Source organism: Bacillus sp. CCNWLW194, assembly GCF_037120585.1.
Taxonomy (GTDB): Bacteria; Bacillota; Bacilli; order Bacillales; family Bacillaceae_G; genus Bacillus_A; species Bacillus_A basilensis.
Genome location: NZ_JBBBBL010000018.1, coordinates 77,927 through 90,746 on the forward strand (window position 1 = coordinate 77,927; position 12,820 = coordinate 90,746).

Annotated in this window: 13 protein-coding genes and 1 pseudogene; 4 read left to right on the forward strand and 10 right to left on the reverse strand. The window is 33.0% G+C overall.

All coding sequences use genetic code 11. The features are described 5' to 3' along the window. Window positions 1–318: 318 nt before the first annotated feature. The 5 genes and pseudogenes from V7S50_RS28540 to V7S50_RS28550 all read right to left on the reverse strand — a co-directional run bounded on the left by V7S50_RS28540 (window position 319) and on the right by V7S50_RS28550 (window position 3,025). A complete protein-coding gene (locus V7S50_RS28540; RefSeq protein WP_336376693.1) occupies window positions 319–1,032 on the reverse strand; it encodes a metal-binding protein ZinT in 714 nt (237 codons plus the stop codon). Window positions 1,033–1,233: 201 nt separating this feature from the next. Next, window positions 1,234–1,362, reverse strand: a pseudogene (sat, locus tag V7S50_RS34165) (sulfate adenylyltransferase); the annotation flags it as partial. A 46-nt stretch (window positions 1,363–1,408) separates the two neighbouring features. Beyond that, the gene (locus tag V7S50_RS34170) at window positions 1,409–1,621 is read right to left on the reverse strand and encodes a hypothetical protein (RefSeq protein WP_442896559.1); all 213 of its coding nucleotides are present in this window, start codon (window positions 1,619–1,621) and stop codon (window positions 1,409–1,411) included. Window positions 1,622–1,874: 253 nt separating this feature from the next. Further along, entirely contained in the window at window positions 1,875–2,513 is a 639-nt protein-coding gene (locus tag V7S50_RS28545; protein WP_336376692.1) for a DUF2953 domain-containing protein, read from the reverse strand. Between the two features lie 368 nt (window positions 2,514–2,881). Then, window positions 2,882–3,025 carry a hypothetical protein gene (locus V7S50_RS28550; RefSeq protein ID WP_336376691.1) on the reverse strand — a complete coding sequence of 48 codons (144 nt, stop codon included), beginning with the start codon at window positions 3,023–3,025 and terminating at the stop codon, window positions 2,882–2,884. Between the two features lie 260 nt (window positions 3,026–3,285). Between V7S50_RS28550 and V7S50_RS28555 the strand changes: the two genes are divergently transcribed. Then, window positions 3,286–3,903 (forward strand): DUF2238 domain-containing protein, encoded by a 618-nt coding sequence (locus tag V7S50_RS28555; RefSeq protein ID WP_336376690.1) that lies wholly within the window; start codon window positions 3,286–3,288, stop codon window positions 3,901–3,903. 231 nt (window positions 3,904–4,134) lie between these two features. Next, the gene (locus V7S50_RS28560; protein WP_336376689.1) at window positions 4,135–4,443 is read left to right on the forward strand and encodes a hypothetical protein; all 309 of its coding nucleotides are present in this window, start codon (window positions 4,135–4,137) and stop codon (window positions 4,441–4,443) included. Between the two features lie 368 nt (window positions 4,444–4,811). Here the strand turns inward: V7S50_RS28560 and V7S50_RS28565 are convergent, their stop codons facing one another. Next, window positions 4,812–5,609, reverse strand: a complete 798-nt coding sequence (locus V7S50_RS28565; protein WP_336376688.1) for an alpha/beta fold hydrolase — start codon at window positions 5,607–5,609, stop codon at window positions 4,812–4,814. A 466-nt stretch (window positions 5,610–6,075) separates the two neighbouring features. Here V7S50_RS28565 and V7S50_RS28570 point away from each other — a divergent pair, with 466 nt between their 5' ends. Together V7S50_RS28570 and V7S50_RS28575 are read left to right on the forward strand one after the other, a co-directional pair. After that, window positions 6,076–6,852 (forward strand): C39 family peptidase, encoded by a 777-nt coding sequence (locus V7S50_RS28570; protein WP_336376687.1) that lies wholly within the window; start codon window positions 6,076–6,078, stop codon window positions 6,850–6,852. A gap of 367 nt (window positions 6,853–7,219) precedes the next feature. After that, a complete protein-coding gene (locus tag V7S50_RS28575) occupies window positions 7,220–7,945 on the forward strand; it encodes a DUF421 domain-containing protein (protein ID WP_336376686.1) in 726 nt (241 codons plus the stop codon). A 1,365-nt stretch (window positions 7,946–9,310) separates the two neighbouring features. On the opposite strand, the gene nikE is transcribed toward V7S50_RS28575, so the two are convergent. The 4 genes from nikE to nikB are packed head-to-tail and all read right to left on the reverse strand — an operon-like array spanning window position 9,311 to window position 12,808. Further along, entirely contained in the window at window positions 9,311–10,144 is an 834-nt protein-coding gene (nikE, locus tag V7S50_RS28580; protein WP_336376685.1) for a nickel import ATP-binding protein NikE, read from the reverse strand. Between the two features lie 34 nt (window positions 10,145–10,178). Next, entirely contained in the window at window positions 10,179–11,018 is an 840-nt protein-coding gene (nikD, locus tag V7S50_RS28585) for a nickel import ATP-binding protein NikD (protein WP_442896558.1), read from the reverse strand. 15 nt (window positions 11,019–11,033) lie between these two features. After that, entirely contained in the window at window positions 11,034–11,867 is an 834-nt protein-coding gene (nikC, locus tag V7S50_RS28590) for a nickel ABC transporter permease subunit NikC (RefSeq protein WP_098638452.1), read from the reverse strand. Further along, window positions 11,864–12,808, reverse strand: coding sequence for a nickel ABC transporter permease subunit NikB (gene nikB, locus V7S50_RS28595; RefSeq protein WP_336376683.1), 945 nt, complete (start codon window positions 12,806–12,808; stop codon window positions 11,864–11,866). Before nikB ends, nikC begins: the two co-directional genes overlap by 4 nt. Window positions 12,809–12,820 lie beyond the last annotated feature (12 nt).

Consider the following 12,820-nt stretch of genomic DNA (forward strand, 5'->3'; position numbering starts at 1 on the left):
GTTGATATTAGTAATTAAACGAATTTCTTCTGCTATTAGTTCAGTTGATTTCACGTTAGGTGAATACCCTACTTCCACCAACAATTCTATTGCAACCGTATCTTTACAAGCCCGTTTACCGAAGTGTAGGATTACTTTTCTCAATTTATTTGATTTAGTACATTTACTAAAATATCTACCAAAAACATGTATAAATCACTTGTTATTATAAAAGAGTATTTTTATAGTTAACTTTTGAGTATTAAACAATGCAATTCTAGACTGATAACCTTTGAATTTTATATATTGTTCAAAGAAATAATCATGGTAACTCCTAATTTAATGCGCCATCATCTCGTGCGCAATATCATGTCCATTCATATCCAATGGGTAGTAGGTAGGCCAGTGTATGACTTCATCGAATAAAGCTTCACGATTGTCACCCCAATACAAGTGATAGTGCTCAGCTTTATTCGGATAAATACCATGATCACTAAATTGAATATACTGAGGAACTCCTTCTGTTTTTTCTGCTAGTTTAAATATGTATCTTACACCTCTATTCCCTACATCATATGTTAAAATTTTGTACCCATCATAGATATACTTACCAGAGTATTCTTCTTTGTTTTTGTAGAATGTTACAGTATCTCCTTGAATCACGATACGGTTCACATCTGTTTGATATCCTTCATTATAATACTCCTTATATTCTTTGACTGACATTTTACCTTTATGTTTCGCTTTGTAAGCAAATACCTCATCAAGCGTTCCATCTTGTAAATATGGATATACCGATTGCCAGTCTCCTTTCCAATCGGAGAGTGATCGATCCTTCACTTGGTTGTCTTCGAAATACCCTTCATAAATTTTTTCTGTTGCTTCATCATGAGCATGACTATGATCATGACTGTGATCGTAGTCATTTTCGTGTGTATGACTTTCAGATGTTTGTTCTTGCTTTTTAGATGAACCTGAAGTCTGACAGCCTACTAATACTAAGATTGAACTAATTGTTAATATACCTATCTTCTTTGTAAATGCAATTTTCATTATAAAACCTCCATTTAAATCGTAATGATTACGATTTAAATTATACATATGTCTTGTGCAAACATCAACAGAAAAATAATCCAATATTAATAAATGGATTATCCTATCTGTAAATCTTTGGAGTCTATTACAAGTATGGTGCAAAAGCTTCCGGACAATTGCAATAAGTCTATATAACCTCTTAGCTTTTCATTCTAATTTCTACTGAATATCATCTGAATTTGATTCATCAACTATTTCAAGTGCAGTTTTTTGAATATACTTATGTGCTATATGAGCTGAGTTTCTTGTTTGAAATCCTATAATCGTATTCCAATTTTCATTTGTAAATTCTTCCCTTGTTTATGAGAGCGCTTTGTAGAATTACCTAAAGCTTTTATTTTTCGGAGGGATTTTTATTAATGAACTGACCTTGCCAGGTATACGTTATTTTTACTCCATGGTGTTGAGAATCTGTTGTTTGAAACGCCTTATTTACTTCTTCAACTTTATTTGGTACGTATTTTTCTTTTAACTCTAATACACCATAAACGATGTTATTATAAGTTAACTTTACTTTTTCTGTAACAACTAGTGTTATAAAGATAATCCAAACAGATTCATTGTCTTATTTTGAAAGCCTTCCGTTAAAAGACTATACGCTCCGTTTGAAATTAATGCCAAATCAGGTAGTAGCATTGTATAAATTTCAATTCAATGAGTAATAGTAGAGACATCAAAATTAAGATCAATCCGACTAATTAAGTTACCTCCTGAGGAATTCCTAAAACAAACATTTTATATCTCTCTATAAAATGTTTGTTTCACTTCCTTGAAATGAAACATAAAATAATCAAAGTACTTTATGTTTGAACAGATTTTTCTGTACTAACAGATTGTTGTTTTTTCATGAATATAAGTAACATAAATACAGTTATTATTGAACGATAAATATGAAATGACGCTGTTAATTCACACCTAGATGCAAAACCTTTCCCTTGAAATACAGGCGTAATTTCAAGCTCTGGTATATCAATAATATGCATATATTCTCCAGCAACTCCGACAACCATTCCTTTTATTGACCACGCAAAACCTGTAATTATTCCAGTACTAGCTGCGTCCCCTGTTCCAATTTGTGAATGCCATCTCCATTGATTGATTTTAACTTTTTTTAGATTTTTTTTAAGTACAGAATGAATCTCTTGCAACTTTTTTACTATCTCTCCAATACTATCAATCTGTGCCATTACTTTATTTTCAATACCGCCCTCTTCTTCTGCTTTTTCAATTTTTTGTCCAGTCTTTTTTTGCTGCTTTTCTATTCTTTCTAATACATCAAACGTATATTTAAATTTCCATATTTTAACTTGTAGTAAACATTGTTTCTCTATTTCTGTATATAAGAAAGTAACTTTCAAAGATATTTTCAAAAACAACATAAACATAATAATCAATAACAAAATCCCAATCCCAATTACAAGCCACTTCATGCTTATCATCCTTTCATTCCATATCCATTATTGACACCACAATGAATATTATACAAATTCTTAAAATTGCGTATAAGTAAGCACCTTTAAATAATAAAAGCGTTGTGGCGTTCTATATTAAAAATTTTGTTGTATAATCTAGATACTTATAATGAAATAGCATGGTAGAATGATGATTGTTAGAAAGAACAAAAAGTGCACGAGTTTTGAAATGCTACTATTATAACTAAAAACACCTCTTACTATCGTATTTAATTAAATACGATAGTAAGAGGTGTTTTTTTGCTTGTTCTATTCCATTTAATCACGCTTCATATTGCTCTACTCCAATTAGGCTGTTTGATAACAGTATGTTAGATAACTCCTATATTAGGCTATTATTGATTATTGTTTTCGCGAATTTCTTCGGAAGGTTCTTCCGTCGGATCTGGCTCATCTTCATCAACGCCATTGCAACCACATAACAAACCTGCAGATAAAACAGTAGACATAAAAGCAAGTAAATATTTTCTTTTCTTCACGAGATTATTGCTCCTTTCAGTTAAATATTTATGCTATTATCATCTACACTAAAAAAAAGAATATGCTAAAGTTTTTTCAGTATTTTTTTCCTATACATCCAATTAGAATTAAATCTAATTATCAAAAAACTAGGATTCTTAAATATCTGTAAGTCTATCTTAAGATGGAAAATACAGTTAACAATCATAATTACTCTGTATACGAAATTGTGTTTTTTCAAATACTTTAAGCTAAAATACTTTCAATAGGAGTGAAAAAAGTGATAAGAAACAAACGTACAGTGATACATCTATTTTTATTATTGGTTGTTATCGCTGTTTTTATATGGTCTGTTATTAACCCTGCAAAATACTCGACATGGGCAGCAGAAGCTATTCCTGCTATTTTCGGTTTATTCATTGTTATTGCAACGTACAATAAGTTTCGTCTCACCACTCTCTCTTATATGATTATCACAATACTATCCATCACAATGTTTATCGGTGGTCATTACACATACTCAGAGGTGCCTCTTTTTAATTGGATACAAGATGTTTTTGATTTAAAACGAAATCACTACGATCGATTTGGACATTTGATAAAAGGTTTGTTTATCATTGTGATAAGAGAAATCTTATTACGGAAAACTCAACTTACCAAAGGCCCTTGGTTACTTACGATTAGTATAAGTATTTCACTTGCTATTGCTGCATTATACGAAATCATCGAATGGTTAGCTTTTAAAATAGCAAAGGGAGGAAAAGTAGCAAAAGACTTTTTAGGTATGCAAGGCGATATATGGGATGCACAATGGGATATGTCACTTGCCTTAGTAGGCTCGATTCTTGCGTTACTCACCCTTTCGACATTACATAACCGACTATTGAAAAAGAATTGATAAAATTCCAATCTAATAATACATAACTTATTAGTTCCATTTTGAATTTTTATAAAATTATTTCTCGTATTTCAGAAAAAATCTTGGGTAATATTAGGAAGTTCTGGTTTAAAAAATCAAGAATTATTAGTATAAGTTGGAATTATAAATCCCTATAAAATATCGCATCATAAATTATGTGAAATTGAAACGAGTGTTTCTTTTTACGATATTTTACAAGGGGGACAAAAAATGAATTTTCTTAAATTTTTGATGTCATTATTCAATTCTAAAAAAATAACTCAACAAATGTTTGAGTTATTCGGAAATAAAAAGAAGACCAATAAAGGATGGATTTGGGCTTCTTTACTAGGATTAGGAACAGTTTTTGGTGTATTAGCAACACGTAATTCAAGTATGATGAGACCTATAAAACATACGTTCCAAGGTTTTCAAAATAAAACAAGAACATTTATTCCATCCAAAGTAAACTTGGCAAATATGGAGTTTGCTGATGAAATTACGCCTAACACACAAAAGAAACAAAATAATCCAAACTAATAACTGTTACTATTAAAAGACAACAACTCCATAAAAAAGCAGATAGCCGGTTCCTTGTTTTACAGGAAATCGGCTAATCTGGTTTAATACGTACAATTTTCTTTTTTGGATATGATGATCCGAATTAACTTTTTAACATTTACACTTGTTAATTTTTTATTTATCTTTCTTTAACTCATACCTTCATTATCCATTAGGTAGATGGGTTACTTTTTTCATCTTCAATTTTTGAAAATCCCCTGTTTCCACGATTTCATTTCTAATTGATCTACTGTTCATCATAATTTTTCAAATTAGAAACAAAATTTATCCCGTTACCCTTTTTGAAAATAGTAATTTTAAACCCCTTTTAGATTTGAGATAATACTTTATGATTTAAGAATTTCTTTAGACACCTTAGAATGCGTACAAACAAACTGCTCAATCATTTGATTTAACTCTGTAGCCGCTTTTGTTGGTATTTGATGCTTTGCACCAGTAATAAATCTTAATTCATTACATGGCAATTCTTCATGTAGTAAATTTGCATGACTATAAAAAGTTTTGTCATTTTGTCCATAAACCAATAACATAGGTAAATGAATGTCTTTAAGGCGATTGGTACAATTATAGTGCAAACTATAGCGATAATATTGTTCGATATTTTTTGCATTACCTTTCCGAGCTTCTCGAAACATTCTTTTAAATAATTTTTTTGTATTAGAATTTCCCCACGAAATGGCAAATGCTAAAAATGAAATTGCTCTTGCTTTCGCGAATTGGACACCTAGAGAAATCTTGTTTTTTAAGTACCCTTTACGCACTTCTGACATTCCACCTACTAAAATTCCTCCTAAACTATTTTCGGGATATGTTAATAAAAATTCCAAGGCAACGGAGCTTCCTGTTGAATACCCACATACAAAAGACTTTTTTATTTCCAAATGGTCCAGTAAACTCTTCATATCTTTAGCAATTAGTGAATACGTAATTGGCTGACTTGAACTCTGACTGTTCCCATGTCCTCTGACATCAAAAGCGATTACTTTAAAATTTCTAGATAATTCTTCTATCTGATATTCAAAATTTTCACAGGTAAGTGTAGGTGGGTGTATAAAAATGATAGGAGTCCCTTCTCCTTTTACTATGTAGTAAAGACTACATCCCTCTACATCTAACTTTGGCATGTATTGAATCACCCCAACAATTTATAATCTCTTAATAAAATTCTACTGATTTTATAAGTATTTTACTCTTAATAATTTGTATAAAAAGAAAGAAATATACTTACTTCCTATTTTGTGAAAGGATTCAATATTCATTTCTCTCTTTACAAAACATAAAATGTTCAAAAAGTTCATTTTGATTAACGAAACATTTTAGACAGATATATACCTGGTTCATTAGTCATTTTGGGAATAAAGCTTTTAATACTTTTTATTCCTGCATAGCTCTCCTCAACTCGCTTATACTATAACTGTAACTTGAAGTCACAAATTATTAATTGGTGCGCGTGGGCTTCCTTTTTACTACATGTAGGTATTTGGAATTTTCCACATAAAATGAAGCTTATTAAACGTTCTTTACCTCTAAAAATATCAGATAATAGAATATTATGGTATTAAGGTAAGTACTATTAAAAAGGTGAATGATATGAAAAGATTTCTAACTTTGTATGTCTTAGTTTTAATTTTAACGGGATGTTCAGAAAAAACACCCTCTCTTAAAAAGAATGAATTACAAGTTAAACAAAAAGATAACAAATTGATTCAAAATACAACACATTCATTTCCAAAAAGTAAATCTTTACAACCATCTCCCACTTCAGCCACTAAAAAAATTATTTTAGATGTGCCGCTTATATCACAAAAGCCAGAATTAAAATATGGATGCGAAGTTACAAGCTTAGCAATGGTATTACAGCATGCAGGTATTAAGGTTAATAAAATGGATTTAGCTAGTGAGATAAAAAAAGATCCTACCCCACTGTCTACAAATAAAAATGGAGACATCATTCAATGGGGAGATCCTAAAGAAGGGTTTGTCGGAGATATAACCGGGAAAAATAAGGGATACGCTGTCCACGTTCAACCATTAGAAAAATTAATGGAACGCTATCTACCAAATCGTACGATAAACTTAACAGGAAAAACTTTTGATATTGTGTTAGCCCAAATTAAGTTCGGTAAACCTGTGGTAGTATGGACTACAGGAGATTATCGCCTTCCAGATAGATGGGAGTCTTGGAAACATGATGACAAAAAAATTACAGCTCCTTTGGATCTACACGCTGTTGTTATTGTAGGTTTGGAGGACAGATACATTTATATCAATGATCCATTAACTGTGAAAAAAGCACACAAAGTAAGCAAAGATATTTTCATTCAATCGTGGGAAGCATTAGGGAAACAAGCATTATCCTATCACTAATACAATTTTATTAAATATTTAATACTTCCATTAGATGCACCCTATTTATACAAAAAATAAAAAATGGTTTGATGATAAATATATTTTGTCTATAGAAATACAAGATATAAAATACTCATCAAATCTGCTTTCAGTTCGCATGCTATTTCTAATGTGATTTATACTATGTATGTAACGGAAGGTTACAAATCATTGGGAAGCGTGGGCTTGTGAGTTGTAGTAAAGCAGTTAGTTCCATTTACTAATTGCTTTATTGCACAAAATTAAGGTTATTAAAATTTAGCTACAGATCACTATTTTCAAGTATATATGCTCTGTTATAACAGTAACACAAACACAATTACAAGTTTTCTAACGAGGTGTAATTATGATTGATTTTTTAAAAGAAATATCACTAGTACTAGTAAGAATAATCACCATCTTACCTTTATTACTATTTGTCACTCTATTTATGGGGAAACGAGCAATTGGTGAATTACCTATATTCGACTTTCTCATTATTATTACATTAGGTGCTGTTGTTGGCGCTGATATAGCGGATCCTAGTATTAAGCATTTACCAACGGTAATAACTATCATTGCAATAGGTATTCTCCAAAAAATTGTTACTAGTTGGAAAATATCAAATCGAAAACTGGATAAATTACTTACTTTCGAACCAACAATTGTTATTCAAGACGGAAAATTGCTCGATAAGAATCTAAAAAAGATACGTTATTCTATTGATAACATTCTACAAATGTTAAGAGAAAAAAACGTATTTGATATTAATGATGTTGAAACAGCAATCATTGAAGCAAATGGTGCATTAAGTGTATTAAAAAAGCCTTCAAAAAATACAATTACACTTGAAGATATTAAAATACAAAACAAAATGTCTGCTATTTCCTTCCCTGTTATCTTAGAAGGAAAAGTTTGCTTGAATATTTTAGAAAAATTACATTTAAACGAGGATTGGCTAAACCAACAATTATCAGATCAAGGAGTTAACAATATAAATGATATCTTTTTTGCTACGGTAAATTACAACCTTGAATTGTATGTTTCTTTACGAAATGAAAAGAATATAACAATTCCACCAATAGTACACTAATCCATTTATATACCAGCTAGAATGTACGCTAATTTTTCAAGAATACATAAAAACTAATCACTAAATTCGGTAATTTAATGGTCCGTTAATATAATTTGCTGAACATTGTTTATAGCTGAAAACAAATCAAAGTTCCTAGCCCTTGACAAATCATTCTGTATATTACATCTTTAACTGAAAACATTGATTTTTAGCGTTACATACCTAATTACCTCGTAATAAATCACATAATCTTTTTTTATCAGAATTTCCTGTCTCCCTCTCCACATAGAGTAAAATGTTCAAAAAGTTCATATTGATCAGCAAAACATTCTAGACACTTTGGGCAAATATACATTTTTATCACCGCACCCCTTTTTGAATAAAGTTGTTATTAAGTCTTACTCCTACATAACTCTTCCAATTTCTTTTATACTATAATTGAAACTTTAAGTTAGAATTCACTGCTTTCAATCGCTAATTATTGTATAAAATGAAGTCTTTGTTTATTTTTCTTTTATTTCTGAATATTTTTTCAACCCTGTTCATACTATTCCTGTAACTTTCAGTTACAAAATATTTCTGTAAGCGCAGTGTTTCTTTTGTACAACGAGCAGTTAGTTTTATTCACTAACTGCTTTGTTGTGCTTCATGAAGTATTTAACTTTCTTGTATAACATTGTCGTTTCTGCTCACACTATAGTTGCAACCTTAAGTTACAACTTGCTGTGGGCATCTTTTTGTTGGACAATAAAACAATTAGTTCATTGATCTAGCTGCTTTATTTTTTAAATAAACATCACTACTTAATAAGTACAAAATATCATTTTCAAACTACACATACCTTCAAGATATACATACATTATTATGTGGTATTCTTTTGCAATTTTAATTTTACTTAAAGAGCGCCTTGGAAAGCGCTCTTTATTTTTTTAGGTAAGTTCTTGATTTTTCCTTTTATTGTTTTTTTATAGACTTGAATATTCTATATTGATATGGATGTATATCATTTGACTAGAAATAATCCCAATAAATAACTAAGTAAAAAGCCAATTCCCTGTAAGTTACGGAAATTGGCTTTTTACTTATCGTGAGGCAGCTATTTTTACCTCAAAAAATAATTATGGAAATATAATACAGTTTGTGACCCGTTTTTACATATATCTGGACTAACATAATTAACAACATACGCTATTATTGGTTTTAATTGGATTGAAATTGTATTAAAAATGATGATTCCTTCAGCCACTGCCCCAATATAAACAGGCTCAGGCAGTTGTCCGACAACCGCTATATCTACAGCCGTATCATAGTTAAAATGATAAAGAAAATGGCTAATAATAACGTAAGAGAGAATCTATGATTCAAAGTTTTCCCCATCCCCTCTCATGCCAGAGGATGGAAATAATTCCTCCCTCCAGAAATAGAACGATAACGAGGATGCTCGGAAAGAATGGACGAGAGCAAACTTTGCACAGAAGGATGTCGCGAGATGAAAAACTGGTCTTTATTTTCGCATACCTCAACTACTTCCCCTTTTTCCATTATGGCCAAAGCATCAGAGATAGAATAAGCAGCTTTTATATCATGTGTAATAAAAAGGTATGAGAGACCAAAATCTGCCTTCAACTCACTCAACAAATTTAGAATATTTGTTTGATTGACCATATCTAAACTACTTACCGCCTCATCTAATACGATTAGCTTCGGTTTCAAGGAAATCGCTCTCGCAATATTAATTCTTTGCAGTTGCCCTCCGCTAAACTGATGAGGGTACTTCCTCATATCCTCATGAATCAGACCAACTCTTTCTAATAACTCTCCAACAGTCCGTTTCTGTTCATCATGGGACATTCTTTCATAGTTTTGTAATGGTTCGCCAATAATTTGTTCCGCAGTCATTCGCGGATTTACCGAAGAGTAGCAATCTTGAAACACAACTTGAAGATCTCGACGAAGCCATTTACGAGTGGTACGGTCTGTGTTATAAAAATCATGCCCTTGAAACAGAACCTGTCCCTTTTGTGGTTTCTCTAATCCAAGGATTACTTTTCCAAGCGTACTTTTCCCAGCTCCGCTCGTTCCGAGAAGACCGAGACACATTCCTGACTCTATAGAAATAGAAACGTTGGAAAGTACCATTTTTCTTTGGTCCGTTCTGCCGAACAAATTATAGGTACCATACATATGTGTTACGTCCTTAACCTGCAGTAAACTCATAGGTTCCTCCCTGTTTTTTTTAGATAATAGTATGCTACTCGAATAATGTTAGAAAATCCTGCGCTCTTTCGCTAGATTGTAGCGTCGGTCGAGCATGAAGTAATTTTTTCGTATACTCATTCTGCGGATGATCAAATAGTTGATAAACGTCTGCTTTTTCTACAATTCTTCCGCACTGCATCACAATAACATCGTCAGCCAGCTCTGAAATAACTCCTAAATCATGAGAAATTAATAGGATAGACGTACCATATTCCGAACGAATAAAATCTAACTGTTGTAACACCTGCAATTGGTTTGTCACGTCTAGCGCTGTTGTTGGCTCATCAGCAATAATTACAGCTGGCCGCAGGCACAAAGAAATGGCAATCATGACACGCTGCAACATTCCTCCGCTTAGCTGAAATGGATATCTTCGCATAATGTCTGAAGGATTTGGTAAATTCACGTCTTGCAAAGAGGCAACAGCCAGTTCATATGCTTCCTTTTTTGTTAAAGTGGTATGAGTGCGAATCGTTTCAATGAATTGGTTACCAATTGTAAATACAGGAGTAAAAGCGTTCATCGGGTTTTGCATAATAAGAGCAATCTCTTTTCCACGAATACGCTGCATTTCCCTCATACTTAGTCCATTTAACTCTCTACCGTGCAATTGTATACTACCTTCTATACTCATTGTTTTATAGTCTAGTAGTTGTAAAAGTGACAAAGAAGTTACGGTCTTGCCACTTCCGCTTTCTCCAACAAGCCCAAGCACACGCCCAGGCTTTAGTTCAAAATCGATCCCCTGTACTAAGGAAATTGTTTCAGTTGAAGTTTTCATCTTTATATGCAGGTCGCTAACCTCTAAAACATTACACTTTTTTTCTATCAATTGTCTCATTCCTTTTTAAAAACGTCGTTTTACCCCAAAACGATCTGATAAAGCTTCACCTAATACATTGAAACTGATAACAACAATCATAATCATTACACCTGGATATATCATTAATTCCGGATTGCTTCGTATATATGATTTTCCCTCGTGAATCATAGCACCCCATTCTGGTGTGGGAGGTTGAATACCAAGTCCTAGAAACGACAGGGCGGAAATATCCATAATAGCCCATCCCATTTCAAGTGTCCCCATCACGACAATCGGAGGTAGGACATTTGGGATAATATGTCGCCTAATAATTTTCCATTGCGAAGACCCGTTTATTCTCGCGGCCGTAATAAAATTCTGTTCCTTTAAACTAAGGACTAAGCCGCGGAACATTCTAGCATAATACACCCACTGCACAAGTACCATTGCCAAAATTACCTGTTTTATTCCAGGACCGAATATTCCTACGAGTCCAAGAATCAGCACCAGATTCGGGAATGCCATCACTCCCTCGCAGAATCTCATCAATACAAGATCAATCCAGCCTCCCTTGTAACCAGCAAACGTGCCGATAAGCAAACCAATCCCTACTGAAGAAATAAAAATTAAAGACGCAATCCCTAAGGAAATACGAGCACCATGTAAAAGGCGGGACAAATTACATCGACCCAAATAATCAGTACCTAATGGATATTCCACAGAAGGCGGCTTTAGTTTTAATGCTAAATTCACTTGAATTGGATCATGTGGAGAAATCCACGGAGCCAAAATCATAAGCGTAAAAAGAACGATTAAAGTGAATGAGCAGACTACGACGGTGGTTTGATGTTTAAAAACACCTCTTATACTTGTAATCATTGGTCCGCTCCTCCTTTCCAAGAGATACGCGGATCCATGTACATTTGTACAATATCTACAATCAAATTGCATAAAATAAACAGACAGGCCGCAAGAAACACATAGCATTGGATGACTGGTATATCCCGGTTAAAGATCGCCTCAATAAAGTAACGGCCAAACCCAGGCCATGAAAAAACGGACTCAACAATAATCGTTCCAGTCAATAGCTTCCCAAAATTCATTCCAATTCCCGTAATCATCGGTAAAATTGCAATTTTCAATACATGCTTTACCATAATGACACGCTCATGAATACCTCTTGTTCTAGCATACAAAACATAAGAATCCTGCAAATTCTCCAGCATACCAATGCGTAGCAAACGAGTATAAATCGCAATGAGAGGCAAAGCCAGTGTTACAGATGGAAGAATCAAGTGCATCCATGTTCCTGCTCCCTCTACAGGAAACAGATTAAACTTCACTGAAAACAAATAAATTAATAAATAACCGAGCCAAAACTGCGGAATTGAAGCACCGAAAAAAGCTAGAACTCGACTGAACTGGTCCATGACACCATTTTTCTTCACCGCAGCTAAAAATCCGATAGGAACACTAACGATTACAGCTACGAAAATACTGCTAAAGGCGAGCTGAGTCGTTGCAGGCATCCGGTACACAACCTCCTGCCAAACTGGTTTGTTAGAAAGATAAGATATTCCAAAATCAAGTTGACATATCTTAATAAGAGATTGAATATATTGCATAAACAGTGGCTGATCTAGGCCAAACTCCTGCCTTTTCTGTTCTAACATCTCCGCTGTCGGCTGAATATGGGCAGCTGCCAAATATGCTTCAGCAGGGTCGACCGGTGACAGATGAATTAATAAAAAAGTAAGAAGTGTGGCAAAAAGAAAAATAGGAATGACGGCAAGAAGTCGTTTGATAATATAGCTCCCCATTATTTTTTCCTC

What these genes read in the sequence shown, in the direction of transcription:
- nikE (WP_336376685.1), bottom strand. Translation starts at nt 10,144, where the DNA reads ATGAGTTTACTGCAGGTTAAGGACGTAACACATATGTATGGTACCTAT.
- V7S50_RS28565 (WP_336376688.1), bottom strand. Translation starts at nt 5,609, where the DNA reads ATGCCAAAGTTAGATGTAGAGGGATGTAGTCTTTACTACATAGTAAAA.
- V7S50_RS28545 (WP_336376692.1), bottom strand. Translation starts at nt 2,513, where the DNA reads ATGATAAGCATGAAGTGGCTTGTAATTGGGATTGGGATTTTGTTATTG.
- nikC (WP_098638452.1), bottom strand. Translation starts at nt 11,867, where the DNA reads ATGATTACAAGTATAAGAGGTGTTTTTAAACATCAAACCACCGTCGTA.
- V7S50_RS28570 (WP_336376687.1), top strand. Translation starts at nt 6,076, where the DNA reads ATGAAAAGATTTCTAACTTTGTATGTCTTAGTTTTAATTTTAACGGGA.
- V7S50_RS28540 (WP_336376693.1), bottom strand. Translation starts at nt 1,032, where the DNA reads ATGAAAATTGCATTTACAAAGAAGATAGGTATATTAACAATTAGTTCA.
- V7S50_RS28575 (WP_336376686.1), top strand. Translation starts at nt 7,220, where the DNA reads ATGATTGATTTTTTAAAAGAAATATCACTAGTACTAGTAAGAATAATC.
- V7S50_RS28560 (WP_336376689.1), top strand. Translation starts at nt 4,135, where the DNA reads ATGAATTTTCTTAAATTTTTGATGTCATTATTCAATTCTAAAAAAATA.
- nikB (WP_336376683.1), bottom strand. Translation starts at nt 12,808, where the DNA reads ATGGGGAGCTATATTATCAAACGACTTCTTGCCGTCATTCCTATTTTT.